This is a genomic window from Algoriphagus antarcticus (genome assembly GCF_002150685.1).
GTDB classification, from domain to species: domain Bacteria; phylum Bacteroidota; class Bacteroidia; order Cytophagales; family Cyclobacteriaceae; genus Algoriphagus; species Algoriphagus antarcticus.
In genome coordinates this window covers 54655-77208 of record NZ_MSSW01000046.1, presented here as the reverse complement: position 1 = coordinate 77208, position 22554 = coordinate 54655, and the positions used below count along the sequence as shown (strand labels likewise).

The following is a 22554-nucleotide window of genomic DNA, read 5'->3' as shown; positions in this document are numbered from 1 at the left end:
TGTCCCTCGACGAAGGAAACGGGATGGAATCTCGCATGTAGAATGATTATCTCTCTATGTGTCGCTTTCGAAATGCTCGATTTCATACTTAGGCGTTAGTGATTTCTCGGAAAATTAATTCCAGATTTTTTTTACTTTGATTGAGGCTGACAAGATTTAATGAACGCTCATGGAGAATCTGCATTATAGCTTTTCTAGCGAAAGCTGGATCTGAAGTGGAAATAAGCAATTCCATTCTTCCTTTTGTGCCAAAATTTAGTTTCCCTACATTTTCGAACCATTCAAGCTCCAGACCTTCTTCAGTTTCCAGAATTAAAATCGTTTCGTCAGAGTTGGATTTCAAATTGGCGAGCGAGTCCGCAGCTAGTATTTTGCCCTTATTGATAATGACCACATCATGGCAAATAGCCTCTACTTCCTGCATGATGTGAGTGGAAAGGATAAGCGTTTTATCCTTAGCCACTTCTTGAATCAGATTTCTTATTTCCACTAGTTGATTTGGATCGAGACCAGTTGTCGGTTCATCCAAAATAATCACTTGGGGATCATGAATTAATGCCCGTGCCAAACCTACGCGTTGGCGATAGCCTTTGGAAAGTTGCCCGATTTTCTTGTGCTGCTCCGGTTCAAGACCAGTGCGATGAAGCATTTCGTTGGTTCTTGATTTTAGGTTATTTTCAGAAAGGCCATATAACCCGCCTGAAAATTCCAGAAATTCCCGAACGTACATATCGACGTAAAGTGGGTTGTGCTCTGGCAAGTAGCCGATTAGAGGACTCACTTTATTAGGTGAATTGATGGCATCCTTTCCCATCACTTTCACATCGCCCGAATCAGCAGACAAAAACCCGGTAATGATCTTCATCGCAGTTGATTTCCCCGCTCCATTTGGCCCCAAAAAACCAAGAATCCTTCCCGGCGTTGCCGAAAAAGACACATCATCAAGTGCTTTTTGGGTTCCGTATAGTTTGGTGAGTTGGGAGACTTCTAGTGACATGTAGCTTTTTTAGTCAGTCAAAAGTAAGGAAAAAATGTAGCTTCCCTTAGTTGAGAAGCATTTGGAAGTCATTATCTAAATGGTCGTTTCTGCTTTCAGGCCCACCTAAAAATAATGAAGCTCATATTCCAAATTCATGATATCATGTATTTGGAATACAAGCTTCTATAAACATCTTATCTACAGTTACTTACTTAGTAAAATGCATTCCATAGACTATTTCAAAACCTAATTTCCTTGAGACAATTTCTCCAGCAAAAGATCAACCTCTGTAATCCCGGCATAATCTCCCACTAATTGCTTTTTCGCATCATATAGGAATATAGAAGGAACACTTCTGATTTGATAAAATGTGGCGACTTCCATTTTAGCATCAAGTAAAAAATGGACAAAATCTTTATCCCTAATTCCCAATCTCACTACTAAGCCTAACATCTCTTCTATTGGCTCGACAGTCGTCAAAATCACATTGTAATCCTTAAACTCATCGATTCGTTTTGAAATAGAAGCGAGTTCATCCTGACATAGATGACAGGTGGAATTAAAGTAAATGAAGACGGTTGGCTTGTTGCCTGCCAGCTCGTGGATAGACTTTGCATCTCCATTAATGTCGTCCAACGTAAAATCAGGCAAATTACTCGCTACAGTAGAAGCAGGAGTAGAAGCAGGAGTAGAACTAGAAGCAGGAGCAGTACTAGAAGTTGGAGAAGGAGGTGCTGCTTCGACCGTATCCCCTAATTTTGATAAATAGCCCAGATAAGCCGCACCACCGATTAGAACGGTAAAGAGAATAATTAAATTTGTTTTTTTCATAGCTTGGATCTGGTAAATTCTCGTGCAAAATAAACACTTATCTCACCCAAAGCAACCTCAAAACATGCTAAGAGGTGATTATCTGTTTTGGGAAATTGGGAAGCCTAATTATAATAACAGCACCTATGAGAATCTTAACTGTTGCTCATAGGTGCCTGGAGTTGTATTTAATACAAAATAATATCTCCCTATTTCTTTCCTTTCGGTCTCAAAGGTCTGCATTCCACATCTGCCACGAAGTAATTTGGGTGGGTTTCTAATGTTTGCACCATTGTAGTTGCTACATCGATCGGTCTCATCATATTTTCATTGGCACTGGCACCTTCGATATCATCGAAGAAATTGGTTTGAATAGAACCGGGGAAAATAGTGGAAACCTTGATTCCAAAATCCCTAAGTTCCATATAAAGGGAATGAGAAATCCCACGAACAGCATGCTTCGTCCCGACGTATCCAGCAAATTTGTTTACTCCGTTTAACCCTGCAATGGATGCTACATTCAGTATATGTCCTTCATCAGCTGCTTTCATTCCAGGAATCAATCGTTTTACCGTGTAGAAAATCCCATGGACATTGGTATCAAACATGGCTTTCCAGTCTTCTGTGGAAAAAGTTTCCGTATCTCCAGCTACCCCAAATCCAGCATTGTTGACAAGAATTCTGATATCTGTGCCCAGTTTGCCTGTCGTTTCCCGGAAGGCTTTTTCCACTGAATCTTCCTTAGAAACATCACAGGTGAAAAAATAAAAATTTTCATGCTGATAATCCGGAGCATTTCTTCCCCAGCCCGCCACGACCGTTCCTTTTTCAATTAACAATTTGACTACTTCCAGTCCGATTCCTTTACTGACGCCGGTGACTACAGCTATCTGATTATTGAGTTGCATAGATTCTTGTTCAAATGATTTATAGTACAAAGTCATTTCAGGGCAAATAGTTCTTTTCAAAAAGAGTTTACAGGCTTAATACTCCAAAAAGCTTGAGCATTAGCCAATTTTTCTAAATTTGGATTATAGCAAATCAAATCACCAACCATGAAAAAATTCTTACGCCCCCTATTCCTTGTACCGATGATGATCGGATCGGGAACTCTTTTCGCACAAACTGATCTTCGGTCAGCGATCGACACAAAAGCAAACTCAATCGAATCAAAAGTAGTTGAGTGGCGCCGGGATATCCATATGCATCCCGAATTGGGAAATCAGGAAGTTCGTACAGCAAAGAAAATAGCAGAGCACCTTCGGTCACTTGGTATAGAAGTGACAGAAAATGTAGCAGTGACAGGAGTAGTTGGCGTTTTGAAAGGCGGAAAGCCTGGCCCAACTGTAGCTCTACGGGCAGATATGGACGCACTTCCCGTTACTGAGAGGAATGATTTGCCGTTCAAATCTGTAAACACCGCCACTTACAATGGCCAAGAAACGGGAGTGATGCATGCTTGTGGTCACGATACGCACGTAGCCATACTCATGGGAGTGGCAGAAGTCCTGGCCAGCATGAAGGATGACCTGGAAGGAACAGTGAAGTTCCTGTTCCAACCTGCTGAAGAAGGAGTCTATGATGCTGAAATAGCCGGAGCTGAGCTTATGGTAAAAGAAGGGGTGATGGACGATGTGGATGCTGTTTTCGGTTTACATATCAATTCCCAAACAGAAGTTGGGAAAATCGGCTACAGATCTGGACCGATAATGGCAGCTGTGGATAACCTGGAGATCACAGTAAAAGGCGTCCAAGCTCACGGTGCTTATCCTTGGTCAAGTGTAGATCCTATCGTGACCAGCTCGCAGATCATTATGGGATTGCAAACCATTCTTTCTAGAAACGTAAATGTCACCCAGAATCCTGCTGTTGTTACTATTGGAGCCATTCATGGGGGAATTCGACATAACATTATCCCAGAGGAAGTGGACATGATCGGTACCATACGGACTTTTGGCGATGAGCAGCAGACGCTAGTCCATAAGCGAATCACGCAGATCGTGACTAACATAGCCGAAAGCGCTGGGGCTACAGTAGATCTGAAAATCGAGAAACTATATCCTTCCACTGTCAATGACCCTGACCTGACGAAGGAAATGCTGCCAACTTTGGAAGCGGCAGCTGGTGCTGAAAATTTAATCTATTTGAACCCTGTGACTGGGGCGGAAGATTTTAGCTTTTTCCAGCGGGAAAAGCCCGGTGTGTTTATCTTTCTGGGAGGTATGAAAAAAGGCGGTGATCCACTTACTACACCTTCACACCACACACCTGGATTCTATATCGACGAGGGTGGATTTACACTTGGCGTGCGTGTGATGAGCTACTTTGTGGTGGATTATCTGGGGCTAAAAAAGTAGGGAGTAGTTAGACATGAATAATGAAATCAACACTCGCGACACTCTTAATAGCAATCTTCTTTGGACTTGCTTTAATTCATTTTTATTGGGCATGTGGTGGACAGTGGGGGTTTGAAAGCACATTACCTACAGATGAGCACGGGATTCGCCTACTTAATCCAAAGACTCTTGATAGCATAATCATCGGAGTTGCATTGGTTCTGTTTGGCATCTTTTACTGGGTTACATTTATCTCAAAAAAAGACAGGTTTCCTTATTGGCTCAAAACGATAGGTATGTGGTCTATCCCAATACTATTTGCGTTGAGAGCTATGGGTGATTTCAAATACATTGGTTTCTTCAAAAAAATTAATTCAACGGAATTTGCCAATTATGACAACCTCCTTTATTCTCCCCTTTGCTTAACAATAGCCATAATTGGATTTGTGCTGATAAGTAAAAAACAGGAACTAACAAAAAACCCCGGTTCGTAATGAATCGGGATTTTTGTTTTCTAGGCAATGAGAATCAAAACAAAGGCGGGATTTTAAAATCTCCCTCGCTGTATTTTTCAAAAATGAGGTTTGCTTCGGATAGTTTTTTATAGGCAGCTATCTTCTTTTCAAAATCATTGGTAATAAATGCTTCGACTAGTTGGTGCATTCCCTCTTTTCCTGAAGTTTTCTGAAATGCATGACCATCTTTAAGAAGTAATAAAGTGGAATTGGAATAGAATTCCGCAAGTATGTCGTATGACTTGGGATAAATCAACTGGTCGAAAGCACCTCCTATCAGTACCACTTTACCCTGAAAGTGAAGCAAATCATCATAGTTCGTTCCGAACACTGGGAAGTTTGTTTCTAAGTAGGTATTCCAAATTGCCTCAGACCACTTTTTCATTAATTCAAAGTTGGGATTCGGCTTCTGAGAAGTGTTTTGAAATCCAGAAAGTGCGATGGAATGTTCAAACAATCGAACTTGCAGAGCGAAATCATTTTCAAAATAAATTTTATGGGAAAACCCTCTCAGTACATCCCGATAGCTCAAAAAACCAATCAGACTGCTATATGAAGCGCTTTTTGCGCTTGACATTTGTCGGTTAAAATTGGAATAGTAACTGAAATCGAAAAGCTGTTCTGGACTGAATTTTAAAGTAGGAAAGGACAAATTGAACTCCGGAAAACCAAGGTTCTTTTGAATATCAAAAACCAAGGGATTGACGCTGATCATCCTACTTACCTGCTGAGGATATAAGGAGAGGTAATGCTGCAAAACCATAGCAGCCGAGGAATACCCCAACAAAATCACCTTCTTATCTCCAAGAAGCACCTTTCTGATCACTTCTATATCCCGAGCCACTTGATCTTGATTGAAAAGCTTATAAGCCAATTGATAATCTGGCTTCCCAGAATGCATTACGCCTCTCTTCAGTTCTTCGCTATTCTTCCGACCCTTGATCAAAACAAAATTGCTGGATTCGGTAAAATCCAGCAATTCATTAAAGTGCATAAAAAGATCATCAAATGCATCTTCCAGAAGAAATACGGTCTCCCTTTCTGCATTAAACTCATTCAAAAACTCAACTTGAACTTCTATTTTCCTTGAGTTAGGAAGGTGATGGTCGTAGGGGACTAAGTACGGTTGGGCATTTAGTTTAGAAATGGAAAAGATAAAAATCAGGGTTAGTTTCACATCTCTAATTTTATCATTTCACCCAAATCATCTAATAGTTGAACATTAGATTTATAGAAAATTAACTCAAAACCCATTTGGCTTTTTATTTCCCCTTGTTCTTCTGATGCTTTGTCTTCATCTGATTTCTATTGGTCTTGGCTTTGGAGTTTTTATTCCCACGCTTTTTCTCCACTTCTTTTTCTTGATGCGGATGAGCATTGGGAAGAGCCTTTTTCTCATGAAAAGCTCCCTTATAATCTGGATTATCGCGTTGTAGCAAGCGGTCAAGTTCACGAGCATAGGCTTGCTTTTCTTCATAGGGAGTTACAGTCACATCCACGTCATCAGGGATTTGTGATTCGTCCACCTTCATCCGTATGATTTCTTCGATCTTTTCGAAGTGATAAGTCTCTGCTGGATTGACAAAACTAATTGCTTTTCCTTCTTTTTCTGCTCTGCCAGTTCTGCCGATTCTGTGTACATAATCCTCATAGATAAGCGGCACATCAAAATTGATCACATGAGAAACCATCGTTACATCCAATCCTCTGGAAGCAACATCCGTAGCTACCAAAATCCGAACTTCTCCACCTTTAAAATCTTCGATAGAATTGATCCGTGTGTTCTGCCCTTTATTCGCATGAATAACTCTGACTTGGCCGAAGTTCCGATTATTTAAAAATGTAAAAACCTCCTCTGCATTTCTTCTGGAACGAGTAAATATGATAGCTCTATTGACCTCTTCATTCTTAAAAAGCTGCGCAAGAAGGTTGAGTTTTGTCCTAATATTTGGCACTAAGTATTTGATCTGACCAATAGTTTCTGCGGTAGTAGCTTGCGGAGTCACCTCAACTCGCTCTGGAAACTCTAAAAACTCAGCTGCAAAGCGATCTATACGTTCTCCAAAAGTTGCTGAGAACAATAAATTCTGTCTTTTCACAGGAATAATTTCCAAAATTGAGCGGATCTGAGGCATAAAGCCCATATCCATCATTTTGTCCGCTTCATCCAAAACCAACGTTTTGATTTCCTTTGTCAGGATTTTTCCTTTTCTATAGATATCCAGAAATCTCCCAGGAGTAGAAACAATAATATCAACCCCTTTCTCCAAGATTTCTATCTGAGTTTTTGGTCCTAATCCACCATAAAGCGCCACCATCCTCAGATCGGTATTAGCTGCCATTTGAAGAACAACTTCTTCGATCTGCATCACCAACTCACGAGTTGGAGCCAAAATCACTGCTCTAGCATGATCACCTTGCGCATATTTCACTTTCATGAGAAGAGGCAACACATAAGCTGCAGTTTTTCCAGTGCCCGTCTGAGCAATCCCCAACACATCATGCCCAGCAAGAGCTAGTGGTATAGCTTTTTCCTGAATAGGTGTGGGATGAACATAGCCAGCATCTGCTACGGCATTTAATAGCTGTCGATTTAGCTTAAATGCTTCAAAAGTTGAGGCCTCATTGCTCATGATTCGTTAATTTTGGTTGAAATAGTAAAATCCTAAATGGAGTAAAGATGAAAAGTATTCTGATCACCGGTGCAAATATAGTCAATGAAGGCCGGATAAGTCCGGGCGATATGCTAGTAGAAGATGGAAGAATCTCAAAACTGGGAGAAGATCTCAGCGCAGAGAAGGCTGACATCCATATTGATGCTTCTGGGAAATATCTTTTCCCGGGACTAATTGACGATCAGGTGCACTTCAGAGAGCCGGGACTAACTCACAAAGCCGAGATTTACACCGAAGCAAAAGCTGGAGTGGCCGGTGGTACTACTTCTTATATGGAAATGCCGAATACTATTCCTCAAGCAACTACTGTGGAATTGCTTGAGCAGAAATATTCAAGAGCTTCGGAAGTTTCTTTGGCCAACTATTCCTTTTTCATGGGAGCGACCAATAGCAATTTGGATGAGATCATGAAGGTCAATTTCGATGAAGTCTGTGGGTTGAAGATTTTTCAGGGCTCCTCTACTGGAAACATGGTAGTGGATAACATCGAATCTTTAGAAGGAATATTTAAGGAGTGTAAAGCGATCATCGCTATCCACAGCGAAAACGATAGCATCATCAAAGCAAATCTAGATGAATTCAAATCTATTTATGGTGAGGATATCCCAGTAAAATTTCACCCTAAAATCAGATCTGAGGAGGCTTGCTACGATGCATCCAGCCGTGCTGTGGCCATGGCAAAAAAATACGGTACTCGCCTTCACATTCTTCACATCAGTACTGCGAAAGAACTGGAGCTTTTCACCAATACTATTCCGCTGGAAGAGAAGAAAGTAACTGCTGAGGCCTGCATCCACCACTTGTGGTTTTCTGAAGCTGACTATGATACCAAAGGAAATCTCATCAAATGGAACCCTGCGGTAAAAACGGCTAAAGACAGGGAGGCCATATTCAATGCGGTGCTCGACGGTACCATTGACGTGGTCGCCACAGATCATGCACCTCACACGCTAGAGGAAAAAGCACAGATTTACACCAAAGCTCCCTCTGGCGGGCCACTTAATCAACACAGCTTAGTCGCCATGCTTGACTTCTATCATCAAGGGAAAATCAGCTTGGAAACAATCGCATTGAAAATGTGCCATAATGTGGCTACGCTATTCAATATTAAAGAGAGAGGATTTATAAGGGAAGGATATTATGCTGATTTGGTATTGGTGGACTTAAATAACCCGTGGAAAGTCGGCAGGGAAAATATTTTATCCAAGTGTGGCTGGTCACCTTTTGAAGGGCATACTTTCCAGTCAAAAGTCACGCACACAGTCGTTTCTGGACATTTAGCGTACGAAAACGGAGCATTCTACGAAGACAAAAAAGGAGAACGTCTTAAATTTTCAAGAAATTTTTAGAAATCATCTTGCGCTGGTTCAGCATAATTATTACTTTTGCAGACCGTTTGGAAGAAACCAGTCTAGACGTACAAATGGTGATTGTAGCTCAGTTGGTTAGAGCGCTGGTTTGTGGATCCAGAGGTCGCCGGTTCGAACCCGGTCTTTCACCCTAAAAGCCCCTCAATTTGAGGGGCTTTTTTAGTAGTAGAAGCCCTATTGGCACAGCATTTGATAAATCCTGCTAGAACTAAACCAACTTCAGATGTTTACTTTGTTCAAAACTTCGCCGAAATTTCCTCAGGTAAAACCCATCAACATTCGCATGGCAAAAAGCTACTTGATGAAATTTGAAGAATCGCTTAGAAATTTCGAGGAAATCCAAAAAGAAGCGATTCATTCTTGAAAATCTTTACAAAAACAAAGGGTTATGGCAACATAACCTTTATTTTTTTCCATTTCATTTTTCTTGTCCGCGCAAAACTCTATTTTTAGCAACATAGAATTTTTCGCACATGAGTTATATCCATTTCGATAAAACACAACTAGTCAATCTGAATTATTCCCTCGAAAGGGAAATAATCAGAACTAATCGGTCAGGTACATACATTAGTACTTCTATTATTGGCTGCAACACAAGAAAATACCACGGACTACTCGTAGCCCCTCAGCCTCAAATAGACTCTCAAAACCATGTCATGCTCTCAACGGTGCACGAAACGGTAATCCAACATGGAGCAAGTTTTAATCTAGGAATTAGCAAATTCCCTGGAAATTACTCGCCAAGAGGTCATAAATATCTAGAGGATTTCGATTCTGAGCCCATTCCCAAATTGACCTACCGCGTAGGAGGGGTGCTTTTGCAAAAAGAATTGATTTTGGATACAAATAGAGACCGTCTGATGATTCGGTACACCTTGCTGGATGCGCACTCGCCTACCAAAATACGAATCCAACCATTTTTGGCATTTAGAGGATACCACGATTTAAGTAAGGCAAACACTTTTATAAATAAGAAATACAAAAAAGCTCCCAATGGTGCGATTTTCCATCTTTACGAAGCATATGACCCGCTTTACTTACAAGTTTCCAAGAAAGTAGATTTTGTCCCTGCACCAGATTGGTTTTATAATATAGAATACATTCTAGAGCGTGAGCGCGGATATGATTATCAGGAAGATTTGTATGTTCCTGGATATTTCGAGTTTGATATTGAAAAAGGAGAATCTGTCATATTTTCCGCAGGACTGACAGAAGCAGATCCAAAAACACGTCAGAATGCTTTCGAGAAAGAAATCGCTAGAAGAATCCCGAGAAGCAATTTTGTAAACTGCCTCAAAAACTCAGCTGGCCAATTTTTAAGAAAGCGTGATGGAGATACCAGAGTTATTGCCGGCTATCCATGGTTTGGCTGGTGGGGAAGAGACACCTTCGTAGCAGCTCCTGGTCTTACTTTAACTATTGGAGACTCGAAGACTTTTCTAGATATCATGGACACGATGTCCCGTGACTTGAAGGGACCTCTTTTCCCCAATGTAGGCAGCGGAGTGATGACCAATATGAATTCTATAGATGCCCCGCTGTGGTACTTCTGGGCATTGCAACAATATATAATCTACACTGGCGACAGTAAAACCGTCAAGGATCGATACCTAGGAAAAATGAAGGGGATTATCGATGGGTATATTAAAGGAACAGAATTCAATATCCATGTGCAGGAAAATGGGCTAGTTTACGGTGGTGAAGAAGGAAAAGCACTTACTTGGATGGATGCTGTGACACCGGACGGGCCCGTCACACCTAGAATAGGATGCCCAGTGGAAATCCAAGCACTTTGGTACAATGCGCTTTGCTTTTACCATGAATTGACAGGCGATGAAGATGCTGCAAATTATGCCGCAAAAGTAAAAAGCAGCTTCGAGACAGAGTTTTGGTCAGACGAACATGGTCATTTGGCAGATTATGTCAACGGGGATGAAAAAGATTGGTCTATTAGACCAAATATGGTTTTTGCGACTTCATTGCCCTATATAATGCTAAGTGATGATAAATGTGATCAGGTACTTGAAACTGCAAAATCAAAACTTCTTACCACAAGAGGAATGCGCTCTCTTTCTCCAGACGACCCTGCTTACAAAGGATACTATTTCGGAGACCAGATCAGCAGAGATCAAGCTTACCATAATGGTACCGTGTGGGTTTGGCCATTGGGGCATTTTGTAGAAGGATATATAAGGCTTCATGGAAAATCAGGAGCGAATTTTATCCAGAAAATAGTAAAAGGTTTTGACGGGGTAATGACGCAATATGGCGTGGGAGCAGTGGCAGAAATTTACGACGGGGACCCGCCACATCGACCGAAAGGCTCGATTTCGCAGGCTTGGAGCGTATCAGAATTGCTTAGAATGATGGATTTGGTCAAAAAGATATAATAGACTTTTATGAAGGTGTTAATGTTTGGGTGGGAATTCCCGCCACATATTTCTGGAGGTCTTGGAACAGCGTGCTATGGTTTGGTCAAGGGGTTGGCTTACCATAAACAAGATATCATATTTGTTGTACCTAAACTTTGGGGCGATGAAGAACCGCTGGCAGATTTTGTCAACGCAAGTGATATCACCATTGATTATCGTGAAAAACGGTTCAAGAAATTCTGGAAAAACCTCACTTACTTAGAAGTGAGTAGTTTTTTGGTTCCCTATCTGGGGCCAGACCAATTTAAGAAATACACGGACTATACAATCCATGACAGGACTGACGTAGCTGAAAGTGTATTTTCAAATAAATTTGAGTTTAGCGGTAAATACGGCAAAGACTTGATGATGGAGGTTTCGCGTTATGCGCTTGTGGCAGCCCACATCTCCAAAGACAAGGAACATGACATCATTCATGCCCATGATTGGCTTTCCTTCCCTGCAGGAATTGCAGCTAAGGAAATCAGCGGTAAACCCCTTGTCGCCCACGTCCATGCGACTGAATTTGATCGCTCGGGAGAATCAGTCAATCAGGTGGTCTATGACATCGAAAGAGCTGGAATGCATGCTGCCGACCATGTAGTCGCGGTTAGTCAGTTGACCAAAAACATAATCATCAAAAAATACGGAGTTCCTGCTCACAAAATAACTGTACTTCACAATGCTGTGTTGGATGCCAGTATTATCAAATCCAACTACCAGAAGAAAGTACCAGAGAAAATCGTAACCTTTTTAGGTAGAATCACCTTCCAAAAAGGTCCTGAATATTTTGTGGAAGCAGCCAAAAAAGTCATCGAGAGAGATCCTAATGTTCGTTTTGTAATGGCTGGAAACGGCGACCTATTGAATCGAATGATTGATCGGGTAGCTGAATTACGGATGGGTACGAAATTTCACTTCACGGGCTTTCTCAAAGGAGATGATGTGGATCATATGTATGCTATTTCAGATGTGTATGTGATGCCTTCCGTCTCAGAACCTTTTGGAATTTCTCCTTTGGAAGCTGTGCGACATAACACGCCGGTGATTATATCCAAACAATCCGGAGTGGCTGAAGTCCTTAATAATGCGATCAAAATTGACTTTTGGGATATTGACTCTATGGCAGATGCCATTTTCGCATTGCTCCACTATGATGGTATTGCCAAAATGTTCAAAGAACTGGGAACTGAAGAATTGAAAAAATTGAAATGGGAGCATGTGGCTGAAAAACTTGTCACTGTGTACCAGAAAACATTATCACAGAAACCATGAGAACCATATGCTTTTACTTTCAGGTCCATCAGCCATACCGTCTGAAGCCTTATCGTTTTTTTGACATCGGAGACGATCATCATTATTGGGACGATTTTTCCAATCGCAGTATCATGAGAAAAGTAGCTCAGAAATGCTACTTACCCATGAATGCCTTGCTACTGGAAATGATTCATAAATACAATGGAGCCTTTAAGGTGAGTTTCTCCATGTCAGGTGTTTTTCTGGATCAGCTAGAGGCCTACGCTCCAGATGTGCTTGAAAGTTTTCAAAAGCTAGTGGCTACAGGTCATTGTGAGTTGCTAAATGAAACATACGCACACACCTTAGCAGCTTTGAAAAGCAAGGATGAATTTCAAAGTATGGTGAGAAAACATCAAGAAAAAATAAAGAAACTCTTCAATGGCTACCAACCAAAAGTTTTTAGAAATACAGAGCTAATCTATTCGGATCAGATAGGAGCAATGGTAGCAGAAATGGGATTTGAAGCCATTTTGACTGAGGGAGCAAAGCACGTACTCGGCTGGAAAAGCCCTAATTATGTATATGTCAACAGCATCGATCCCAAGTTAAAAGTGTTGCTGAAAAACTTCCAACTTTCCGATGATATTGCCTTTAGATTTGGCAACAAAAGTTGGGAGGATTATCCGCTCACAACAGACAAGTTTGTAAAATGGATAAATAATGTTCCTGATGAGGAAGAGACGATTAATCTGTTTATGGATTATGAGACTTTTGGGGAGCATCAGTGGGCAGAGACCGGGATTTTTGAATTTATGAAAGCACTTCCTGAGGCAGTGTTCAGTAAGACCAACTTCACATTCTCAACGCCGTCTGAAGTTGCCGCTAAGATCTCTCCTGTTGGAAAGATACATGTTCCTATTCCAATCTCCTGGGCGGATGAAGAGCGTGATTTAACTGCCTGGCTAGGGAATGATCTGCAGGACGAAGCCTTCGATAGATTGTATGATATGGAGAAATTGGTAAAGAATATTGATGATGATGATATTCAGCGTGATTGGACTTACTTACAGACCAGTGATCACTTTTACTACATGTGTACCAAATTCTTTTCCGATGGAGATATACACGCGTATTTCAGTCCTTATGAGTCACCGTACGAAGCATTTATCAATTATATGAATGTGCTCAGCGATTTCATGATAAGAGTGAAAGAAAAAACATCTCTTTCGCAGGACTAAAAGACAATTCACATTTTAAAATCAAAAAGACCGACGATCACCGGTCTTTTTGATTTTGTAGGAGTTAGTAATTTGATCAATGAAACTACCAGTACTCATCTCCAGCAATCTAATATTTTAGGCAAAATAAAGAGCGCGAAAGGCTCCAAATTTATTTATCTGATTAATAACTCTCCTTCTCATTTGGAAAGTCTTTGCTCTTCACGTCTTTAATATATTGCCCAAAAGCCTTCATCATTATTCCTTCCAAGTCGGCATATTGCCTTAAAAATCTCGGTTTGAATTCCTGTGTGATTCCTAGCATATCGTGGACAACAAGCACCTGCCCATCTACTCCGCCTCCAGCGCCAATCCCAATCACAGGAATTGATACCGCCTCAGCCACTTTCTTTGCGAAGTCAGCGGGAATTTTCTCTACGACTATGGCAAAGCATCCCAGCTCTTCCAAAAGCTTTGCATCTTCAAGCAGTTTCGCTGCTTCAGATTCATCTTTTGCCCGCACGGTGTATGTCCCAAACTTGTAAATTGACTGAGGGGTCAATCCCAAATGCCCCATTACCGGAACTCCCGCACTTAGTATTCTGGCTATAGATTCTTTGATCTCAGAACCGCCCTCCACCTTCACTGCATGCGCACCAGATTCTTTCATGATCCGAATCGTCGAGCGCAAGGCCTCAGAGCTATTTCCCTGATAGCTTCCAAATGGGATGTCTACTACCACAAATGACCTACTCACCGCTCTTACCACTGAGGAGGCATGATAAATCATTTGATCCAACGTGATCGGTAAAGTAGTCTCATGACCAGCCATGACATTGGAAGCCGAATCACCGACTAGAATAATATCGATCCCAGCTGCATCCACGATTTTGGCCATGGAGTAATCATAAGCTGTAAGCATGGATATCTTCTCACCACGCTCTTTCATCTCCTGAAGGATGTGCGTAGTAATTCTTTTTACATTTGCAGACGAGTGTACTGACATAATATTAATGTAGATAAACGAAGTAATTATCTCCTGAGAAATCTACCTTGATATGTTCATTGAGTGTAGTAGAAAGTTCGAATCCTGTGTAATCAGGTCGGATTGGGAAAAGACCATGGCTACGATTGACTAGGACTGCTATTTCCATTTTATAAAGTTCCTCCTCCAAAAAAGGCTTCATCGCGTACACCAAAGTTTTTCCGGTGTTGAGCACATCGTCCACCAAAATCAAGGTTTTTCCCCGCAAATCTATCTCATTCGTAAGCACCACTTCTTCAGAAGATACATGTGCCTTGTCCAGAATAACTTCAGTTTGCTCTATAGTAAGTGGAGAGATTGCCCGAAGTTCTGCGGCTAGAAGGTCGGAAAGAATTATTCCCATTCCTGATATCCCAGCAAAAACCACGGCTTTTGAGTTGAGATTTCTCTCATAAATCTCATAGGCCATTCTAGTGATTTTCTTCTTTATCTGCTGGTGATTGAGTACTTCGCTCATGGTGTTTTTCAAAAATGAAAATTAGTCCAATTCTACTTGGATTCAAAATCAAGCAGACAGCTTATCTGTAGTCGTCTTCCTCATTGAGGATATTCAAATAGCTTTCGTAGCGGTATGGATGGATATATCCCGCCTCCACTTTCTCGATCACTACACAACCTGGCTCATTCACATGCTGACAGTTATTGTATTTGCATTGACCGAGGTATTTTCTCATTTCAGGAAAATAATGTGAAAGCTCATAGTCCTCTATCTCTAATATCCCAAACTCCTTAATCCCAGGCGTATCGATCAGATCTCCTCCGTTTTCTAAGGCAAAAAGCTCTGCAAAAGTAGTCGTATGTACGCCCTTGGAAGTGAATCCGGAAACCTCTTTGGTATGCTGGGCTGCTTCGGGGACCAACGCATTGAGCAACGTCGATTTCCCTACCCCTGAATGCCCTGAGATCAGCGTTGATTTACCTGCCAGAACTGAATCAAATTTTTCTTTGAGGTTTTCTTCTTTTAGCGCCGACACTTCCAGTACTTGGTATCCCAAAGGTTCATAGATCTCATGAATATCAAGTAGCCAATCATCCGCTTTCTCCCCAGACATTTGATCCATTTTATTGACTACCAAAATGGCTGGAATCCGAAAACTCTCAGTGCTCACAAGGAATCTATCTATAAAACCCAAAGATGTCCTCGGGCTTTTCATGGTAATGACGAGGATTGCCTGATCTAGATTGCTGGCGATGATATGGGAAAAATGTTGCTTTCGGGTGGACTTTCGGATCACATAGTTTTGCCGAGGCAAAATATCTGAAATCACAGCAGTCTCCTGATTTATTTCTTTTTCCAACTCCACCCAATCTCCCACCGCAATAGGATTGGTCAGCTTAATATCGTCTTGCTTAAACTTCCCTTTCAACCTCGAAGCCACGACTTCTCCTTCGGTCTGAACCAGGTACCAGCTCCCAGTGGATTTTATCACTCTACCTTTCATCTGATTATATTTTGTTTTTCAAAGGTCAGATGGAATCTCGCATATCTGATAATCATTTCTTGTGTTTGGTTTGCGTCATGCTCGATTTCATACTTCTGAAACTAGTCTCTCAACTTTATTTAAAATTTTTTCTGCTGCGCCAATATTCATTTCCACCCATTTTCGGGCTGAATCTCTACTGTCTTGATAAAACTCTGGCTGCTCTAATTTCTCAAAAATCAATATCAAACTAGCTGGATCGCTGACCTCAAACCCACATCCGTACTTTTGACTTTCTGCTGACTCGGGAAATTTCGCTGTCTTTTTCAATTTGCCAAAGATCACCGGAATCCCAAACCCCAATGGCTCTAATATATTGTGCAGCCCTTTTCCAAAAGCTCCGCCCACATAAGCAACTCTGGCAAATTGATACAATGAATTTAGCATTCCAATGTTATCGATTAAAAGTACATCTGGGGATATATCTGTATCCCATTGAGAATACCTCACAGCTTTCAGCGACAATTGTTCCGACCAGCGCCTCATCGGCTCGGGACTCAAATCATGCGGTACAATAATCCATCGATAGGTTGGGTTAGCATTCATCAAAGGAATCAGCAAATCCATATCTTCTTCCCACACAGAACCCGCAACGATCGTTGGCATTTCACCAACCCATTTAGCTAGCTCAGGAAACTCCCTATAATTCTTCGCAGTTTCCGCCACTCGATCAAATCGTGTATCACCAGCAACACATACTTGCTGATAATCAATCGACTTCAGCAAATCAAGTGTGCTTTGATTTTGGGTGAAAATATAGTCGAATTGAAATAGGATATTTCTGAAAAAACCATCCCTTCTGAAATAAATCTGATCTGATCGAAAGGATGCTGAGAAAAGGAAAAGCGGAATAGCCCTAGCTTTGACAGCCATTATATGGTGATACCAAAGGTCATATTTGACGAAAAAAACAAGAGTAGGATTCAGTTCCTTTACAAAGTTCTCAGCCTGACTCTTACTGTCCAATGGCAAATGGGTAATAAAATCAACATTCTGCTGTCGCTTTTTAATCACATTATCATATCCAGACGGACTAAAAAAACTTACTGCTAAAAGTAGATCAGGGTGCAGTCGCTTCAATTCAGCGATCACAGGACGTGCCTGCTCATATTCACCTAAAGAAGCTACATGAAACCACGCCAAACTTCCTGGATATTTTGACCTAAACTCATTTAGTCCCTGAAATAGATTTTTTCTGCTAGTTAGGAAATGTCCAATTCTGGGAATAAACAGTCCTCCTACGAATAAAAGCATTCTTGCAAAAAATATCCCGATTCTATAAATCCATTTCATCCTTCAAAAGTAGCCATTTGAGTGGTAATAGTTTTATTCGCCTTTAATTGCATTCTGGATGGAATGCTACAGGCAAGTTTTGTGATTTTCCAGAAAAAACACTTCAAACGCCGTGCATTTCCCCACAAAAATTGGTACTTTCAAAGCCCTTGTTTTGCAGTACCAGGTTATGTTTAGAGTTTAATTGATATGATTAGAGTTTTATTTGTTTGTCTTGGTAATATATGTCGCTCACCTTTAGCCGAAGCTATTTTTACGAATAAGGTGAAAGCTGCTGGAATGCAGTTGCAATTTAAAAGCGATAGTGCAGGCACATCTGATTTTCATATCGGTGAGCTGCCAGATGAACGCGCGATAGAATGTGCCACCAAATACAGTCTACCACTAAATCACCGAGCCAGACAAGTAAATCGCACGGATTTTAGAGATTTCGAATATATCATAGCCATGGATGAAAACAACCTCCGAACGTTGAACAACCTGAAAGTTCGATACGGTTTTGATGACAAAGAAATCCACTTGATGCGCGATTATGTAGCTAAGACTCAGGGCATGCCCGTCCCTGACCCGTATTACGGAGGAGAAGAAGAATTTGAAGAAATATATCAGATTTTGGATGAGGCGCTTGGTAGTTTCCTGTCACAGGTAAAAGCGACTCACCAGCTCTATGTTTGATCAGAACGAGATCTATGAACAAATACTTTTTGAAAGCCTAGGCTCAAATGCTCATTTGAAATCGGCAACACTCGTGGCCGCAGGAAATCACAATCAAGGAATAAGACTGGAAAGTAATGACGAGGTTTTCTTCCTAAAGCTCAATTTCGACCACGAAAGAGAAATCCTTCACAAAGAATCAGAAGGTCTGGAATTGCTACGCAAAGCAACTTTTCTGAAAGTTCCCCAATCTTATGGATGCGGAAGAATAGGTGATTACAACTTCCTTCTGACTGAGTTTATCACCTCAAAGGGATATAAACTAGATTACTGGGAAAATCTGGGACTCGGACTGGCCGCCCTTCATTTGACCAGTCATACCAACTTTGGATTGCAAAATGACAATTACATCGCTTCAATTCATCAAAAAAACCTCCAAACAGACAATTGGCTCGATTTCTACATTGAGCAACGACTGGAGCCTCTTATTGGAAAAGCATATTTTGATCGGTTGATTCCGCTGGAATTCTTGAAGAAATTCCAAGAAATCTATCCTAAACTGGAATCTATTTTCCCTGTAGAAAAACCTGCACTAGTACACGGTGATCTCTGGTCTGGCAACGTCATCTGCACTTCCGATGGTCAACCTTGCTTAATCGATCCAGCAGTGTATTTTGGCCATCGGGAAATGGACCTGGCTTTCAGCCGTCTTTTCGGGGGATTTGACAGTAGGTTTTATGAAGCCTATGAATCTATCCTTCCGCTAGAACCAAATTTTGAAAACAGAATGGGCCTATACAATCTATATCCGCTCCTCGTTCATCTGAATCTTTTTGGAACAGCCTACCTTCCGGGAATCGAGCGAATTATCAGTCGATTTGCAAGATAGGCCAATTCTCCATCAAAGATTAGCTAAGGTTCAACTGCACTTTCTCCCCTGTCTTTACAGCTTTGAAAATCGCATCGATAATCTTCATATCCTTCACTCCTTCTTCCCCATTTACTGGCACCTCTGGTTTTTTTCCATCAAATATAATCGCCGCCATCTCATCCATCTGAACTGTCTGGTGTGTCACAATTGGCTCATCCAGGGGCCCTTTATCAGTCCTTCCCTTGATAGGCCCATAACCTGTAGAAGGATGCATTTCTACCCAGCCTTTGCTACCATTCAAGTAAAACCGATCTAGGTTATTCATGTTGTATGTCGAGAGGCATGAAGCAATCACTCCGCTTGGAAAACCTAATTGGAAGGTAATGGTCTCATCTATTCCCTCTTTAAATTTCTCAGGATTAGTCTTCGTTTCTTGGGCAGTCACCCAAGTCGGCTCTTCGCCTATCATATATCTCGATCCGTTAATCGCATAAATCCCAATATCCATCATCGCACCTCCACCCGACAACTCAGGATTTAATCGCCACTGATTTGGGTCACCAATCACAAAACCACACAAGCCCTGAAAAAATCGAATATCTCCAAACTCTCCAGCTTTCCGCATTCTGATCACTTCCAAGGTATTTGGCTCAAAGTGCATGCGGTAACCGATTAGAAGTTGAACTCCAGCAGCGTTGCAAGCATCTACCATAGCTTGACCATCTGCCGCATTGACCGCCATCGGCTTCTCAGAGATTGCATGCTTTCCAGCTTTAGCTACACGAATCACCTGATCTTTGTGTAAGGCATTTGGGGTGATTACATATACCGCATCGATGTCTGGATTATCCTTTATTGCATCGAAGTTTTCGTAATTGTAGCAGTTTTTTGCCGGTATATTATACTTCACTTTCCAATCCTCCACTTTAGATGGCGTGCCACTGATTACGCCTACCAATTTGGTTCGCGTACACTTCTGAATCGCTTCGGCGACTCTAGTGCCATAGCTCCCTAATCCCATGATGGCTACTCGAAGTGTTTTGGGATCTTTGGAATGTGTATTCATTATGTCAGTCATAGCGGAAAGTGGGTTGAACGTAGGAACAGCCAATGCCATAGCGGATAGACTGGCCTTTTGCAAAAATATTCTTCTGGTTTTCATGGGAAAGGTTTAGGTTATTGAGTTTTTATCCCCTGAAAATATTGATTTTTAACCAAAAACCCTTGGTATTATACAAAGGACTTTACTTCCAAAGGCTATTTTGCCCGGCGAACTATCTGAACAGCATTTCGCGTGCTTTGCTCCAGCAAAACCTCGTATCCCCCAAGTAACCTTGGAATATAATCCATCTCTGGATAAAGAACTGTCAGTAACTCCAGCCCATCATTGTATCGAATCTCAAAATCCTTATTGAGCTGAGAGAGCAATTGCTCCAGTTTGAATAACTGGGAATCGATCACTATAGAAATGGTGATTGCCGAAGTCTGTAGCATATTCACGCGCAGCTTCAGCTTCTGCAATTCCTCATAGACTTGATGGATATGTTTCTCTTCTATAAAAGTGAAGTCTGTCACTTTTAAACTCACCAGGATTTGATCTTTTTTCAAAATAATAGTAGGTACAGAGTCAACCTTCGCAAGTGAGTGAATCTTTGTACCTGGTTCATCCGGATTGAGAAAAGACTTGACAAATAGTGGAATCCCCGCATTTGCCAAAGGTTTGATCGTTTTGGGATGAATGACTGATGCTCCATAGAAAGTCATTTGCGCAGCTTGCTGATAATCCAGCTCCGCAAAAAGAGTGGTGTCGCTAAAGATTTTAGGATCTGCATTCAAAACCCCAGGGACATCTTTCCAAATAGTAACAGATCCTGCATCAAGGCTCGCCGCTAGAATTGCTGCTGTAAAATCCGAACCTTCTCTCCCCAATGTAGTCGGCCTGCCTGCGCTATCTGCTCCGATAAATCCTTGAGTTAAGACGGGAAATTGCTCCACTTTTGGTTTCAGCTGAGACTGACAATTCCTGCGAGTCTTCTCCCAATCTATTTTTGCGAAGCGAAAATCACTGTCGGTGCTAATCAGCTCCCGAGCATCCTGCCACAAGATGAGCAAATTTTGAGAACACAAATACTCCATCACAATCCGTGAAGAAAGCAACTCACCATAACCTATTATCCGATCATAGTACTCATCGTAGTTATCCTTCGAAATTGGTTTGTCGAGTTCATGATGGAGCAGGATGAAGTAGTTTTCTATTTTAGGGAAAATTACATGTCCATCAGGAAAGAGTTCTCTACAAATATCCAAATGGAAGCTCTTCAAAATTGAACTATTCGTAGAATAATCCAGATTTTCCAATTTGCGTGAGAGGATATTTTCCAGATGATTGGTAGTTTTCCCCATTGCAGAAACTACAATCACAAAATTATTCCGCAATCGATTACGGAGAATATCAGCTAAGTTTTGAACTGCGCGCGCATCTTTTAACGATGCACCTCCAAATTTGTAAATTTGAGTTTTTGTCATGAAAATATTTACCTACTTTTCAAAAGTATTTAACCATCAATTGAACTATTCCAACATATGAAAATTCTACCTTATCAGCCAGACAAAAGTGGTTTGGCTTACTCAGTAGGGACTACACTAGACCGATTCATCAAACTTAAGCAAAGCGATTTTCCTTTCGCCTCAGGTGAACTGTCCCAACTCCTACGCGATATCGCACTTGCCTCCAAGATAGTAAACCGCGAAACCACGCGTGCCGGACTATCAAATATTGGAGGAGCTTTTGGTCAAGTCAATGTACAGGGTGAAGAGCAGCAAAAACTAGACGTAATCGCAAATATCCGATTTATGCGTGCTCTGAGTAAGGGTGGCGAAGTCTGTGCCATAGTTTCTGAGGAAGAGGATTCTGTAATTGATTTGCAAAATAGCTCGGGTAAATATGTAGTGGCAATAGACCCGCTGGACGGGAGCTCGAATATCGATGTGAATATTAGTATAGGAACAATATTTTCGATTTATCGAAGAAAAACACCCGCTGGCAGCCCGATTCAGCGAGAAGATATCATGCAGGCAGGTACCGAACAAGTCGCGGCTGGCTATGTGCTTTATGGTTCTTCCACTATGCTCGTCTATACCACAGGATGCGGAGTGAATGGCTTCACCTACGAGCAGTCATTAGGAGAATTCTTCCTATCTCACCCTAACATTCAAGCTCCAAAAATCGGGGAGATTTACTCTGTAAATGAAGGCAGCCAGAAGGAATGGGAAGAGGGTGTCAAGGCCTATGTAAATCTGTGCAAAGAGAGAAGATATTCTGCAAGATACATTGGCTCCCTAGTCGCTGATTTCCACAGAAACCTGCTAAAGGGAGGGATTTATCTTTATCCAGCCACCAAAAGGAATCCTTCCGGAAAGCTGCGCCTGCTTTATGAGGCAAATGCTTTGGCATTTATCGCAGAACAAGCTGGCGGGATGGCTACTGATGGAAATCAACGGATTTTGGAGATTCAGCCCACCACACTTCACCAAAGAACCCCACTTTTAATTGGGTCTTCTGATATGGTGGAGGAAGCTGAATCCATGATATCTTCATTGTCATTAAAGTCCCTACTTTAAGTAGCTCGTGTAAAAAGATTTAAGAATCGAAAGATGT

Annotated in this window: 20 protein-coding genes and 1 tRNA gene; 10 read left to right on the top strand and 11 right to left on the bottom strand. The window is 41.4% G+C overall.

The window, feature by feature from the left end; genetic code table 11:
• Window positions 1-88 precede the first annotated feature (88 nt).
• The 3 genes from gldA to BVH04_RS15785 all read right to left on the bottom strand — a co-directional run bounded on the left by gldA (window position 89) and on the right by BVH04_RS15785 (window position 2757).
• Window positions 89-997, bottom strand: coding sequence for a gliding motility-associated ABC transporter ATP-binding subunit GldA (gldA, locus tag BVH04_RS15795; protein WP_086542434.1), 909 nt, complete (start codon window positions 995-997; stop codon window positions 89-91).
• 228 nt (window positions 998-1225) lie between these two features.
• A complete protein-coding gene (locus BVH04_RS15790; RefSeq protein WP_086542433.1) occupies window positions 1226-1810 on the bottom strand; it encodes a TlpA family protein disulfide reductase in 585 nt (194 codons plus the stop codon).
• Window positions 1811-1998: 188 nt separating this feature from the next.
• Window positions 1999-2757, bottom strand: coding sequence for an SDR family oxidoreductase (locus tag BVH04_RS15785; RefSeq protein ID WP_317045505.1), 759 nt, complete (start codon window positions 2755-2757; stop codon window positions 1999-2001).
• Window positions 2758-2844: 87 nt separating this feature from the next.
• Between BVH04_RS15785 and BVH04_RS15780 the strand changes: the two genes are divergently transcribed.
• Both BVH04_RS15780 and BVH04_RS15775 read left to right on the top strand, forming a co-directional pair.
• Window positions 2845-4146 (top strand): amidohydrolase, encoded by a 1302-nt coding sequence (locus BVH04_RS15780; protein WP_086542432.1) that lies wholly within the window; start codon window positions 2845-2847, stop codon window positions 4144-4146.
• A gap of 20 nt (window positions 4147-4166) precedes the next feature.
• The gene (locus BVH04_RS15775) at window positions 4167-4619 is read left to right on the top strand and encodes a DUF3995 domain-containing protein (protein ID WP_086542431.1); all 453 of its coding nucleotides are present in this window, start codon (window positions 4167-4169) and stop codon (window positions 4617-4619) included.
• Between the two features lie 34 nt (window positions 4620-4653).
• On the opposite strand, the gene BVH04_RS15770 is transcribed toward BVH04_RS15775, so the two are convergent.
• Window positions 4654-5817 carry an alpha/beta fold hydrolase gene (locus tag BVH04_RS15770; protein WP_086542430.1) on the bottom strand — a complete coding sequence of 388 codons (1164 nt, stop codon included), beginning with the start codon at window positions 5815-5817 and terminating at the stop codon, window positions 4654-4656.
• Window positions 5818-5902: 85 nt separating this feature from the next.
• Window positions 5903-7273: a DEAD/DEAH box helicase gene (locus BVH04_RS15765; protein WP_086542429.1), complete on the bottom strand. Its 1371-nt coding sequence runs from the start codon at window positions 7271-7273 to the stop codon at window positions 5903-5905.
• Window positions 7274-7320: 47 nt separating this feature from the next.
• On the opposite strand from BVH04_RS15765, the gene BVH04_RS15760 reads away from it, so the two are divergent.
• The 5 genes from BVH04_RS15760 to BVH04_RS15740 all read left to right on the top strand — a co-directional run bounded on the left by BVH04_RS15760 (window position 7321) and on the right by BVH04_RS15740 (window position 13573).
• Window positions 7321-8664: a dihydroorotase gene (locus BVH04_RS15760; RefSeq protein ID WP_086542428.1), complete on the top strand. Its 1344-nt coding sequence runs from the start codon at window positions 7321-7323 to the stop codon at window positions 8662-8664.
• A 76-nt stretch (window positions 8665-8740) separates the two neighbouring features.
• A tRNA-His gene (locus tag BVH04_RS15755) sits at window positions 8741-8816 on the top strand.
• Window positions 8817-9158: 342 nt separating this feature from the next.
• Window positions 9159-11075, top strand: coding sequence for an amylo-alpha-1,6-glucosidase (locus tag BVH04_RS15750; RefSeq protein WP_086542427.1), 1917 nt, complete (start codon window positions 9159-9161; stop codon window positions 11073-11075).
• Between the two features lie 9 nt (window positions 11076-11084).
• Entirely contained in the window at window positions 11085-12371 is a 1287-nt protein-coding gene (locus tag BVH04_RS15745) for a glycosyltransferase family 4 protein (RefSeq protein ID WP_086542426.1), read from the top strand.
• Window positions 12368-13573, top strand: a complete 1206-nt coding sequence (locus BVH04_RS15740; RefSeq protein WP_086542425.1) for a glycoside hydrolase family 57 protein — start codon at window positions 12368-12370, stop codon at window positions 13571-13573. The genes BVH04_RS15745 and BVH04_RS15740 overlap by 4 nt, the downstream gene beginning before the upstream one ends.
• A 163-nt stretch (window positions 13574-13736) precedes the next feature.
• On the opposite strand, the gene panB is transcribed toward BVH04_RS15740, so the two are convergent.
• The 4 genes from panB to BVH04_RS15720 all read right to left on the bottom strand — a co-directional run bounded on the left by panB (window position 13737) and on the right by BVH04_RS15720 (window position 17371).
• Window positions 13737-14558, bottom strand: coding sequence for a 3-methyl-2-oxobutanoate hydroxymethyltransferase (panB, locus tag BVH04_RS15735; RefSeq protein ID WP_086542424.1), 822 nt, complete (start codon window positions 14556-14558; stop codon window positions 13737-13739).
• A 4-nt stretch (window positions 14559-14562) separates the two neighbouring features.
• Window positions 14563-15054, bottom strand: a complete 492-nt coding sequence (locus tag BVH04_RS15730; RefSeq protein WP_205635871.1) for a phosphoribosyltransferase family protein — start codon at window positions 15052-15054, stop codon at window positions 14563-14565.
• A 61-nt stretch (window positions 15055-15115) separates the two neighbouring features.
• Window positions 15116-16039, bottom strand: a complete 924-nt coding sequence (gene rsgA, locus BVH04_RS15725) for a ribosome small subunit-dependent GTPase A (RefSeq protein ID WP_086542422.1) — start codon at window positions 16037-16039, stop codon at window positions 15116-15118.
• Between the two features lie 87 nt (window positions 16040-16126).
• Window positions 16127-17371: a 3-deoxy-D-manno-octulosonic acid transferase gene (locus BVH04_RS15720; RefSeq protein WP_086542421.1), complete on the bottom strand. Its 1245-nt coding sequence runs from the start codon at window positions 17369-17371 to the stop codon at window positions 16127-16129.
• A 189-nt stretch (window positions 17372-17560) separates the two neighbouring features.
• On the opposite strand from BVH04_RS15720, the gene BVH04_RS15715 reads away from it, so the two are divergent.
• Together BVH04_RS15715 and BVH04_RS15710 are read left to right on the top strand one after the other, a co-directional pair.
• Window positions 17561-18046, top strand: coding sequence for a low molecular weight protein-tyrosine-phosphatase (locus BVH04_RS15715; RefSeq protein WP_086542420.1), 486 nt, complete (start codon window positions 17561-17563; stop codon window positions 18044-18046).
• Window positions 18039-18914, top strand: coding sequence for a fructosamine kinase family protein (locus BVH04_RS15710; protein WP_086542419.1), 876 nt, complete (start codon window positions 18039-18041; stop codon window positions 18912-18914). Before BVH04_RS15715 ends, BVH04_RS15710 begins: the two co-directional genes overlap by 8 nt.
• A gap of 19 nt (window positions 18915-18933) precedes the next feature.
• On the opposite strand, the gene BVH04_RS15705 is transcribed toward BVH04_RS15710, so the two are convergent.
• Entirely contained in the window at window positions 18934-20058 is a 1125-nt protein-coding gene (locus BVH04_RS15705) for a Gfo/Idh/MocA family protein (protein WP_086542418.1), read from the bottom strand.
• A 95-nt stretch (window positions 20059-20153) separates the two neighbouring features.
• Window positions 20154-21422 (bottom strand): aspartate kinase, encoded by a 1269-nt coding sequence (locus tag BVH04_RS15700; RefSeq protein ID WP_086542417.1) that lies wholly within the window; start codon window positions 21420-21422, stop codon window positions 20154-20156.
• Between the two features lie 57 nt (window positions 21423-21479).
• On the opposite strand from BVH04_RS15700, the gene fbp reads away from it, so the two are divergent.
• Window positions 21480-22517 (top strand): class 1 fructose-bisphosphatase, encoded by a 1038-nt coding sequence (gene fbp / locus BVH04_RS15695; RefSeq protein WP_086542416.1) that lies wholly within the window; start codon window positions 21480-21482, stop codon window positions 22515-22517.
• Window positions 22518-22554: the final 37 nt, after the last annotated feature.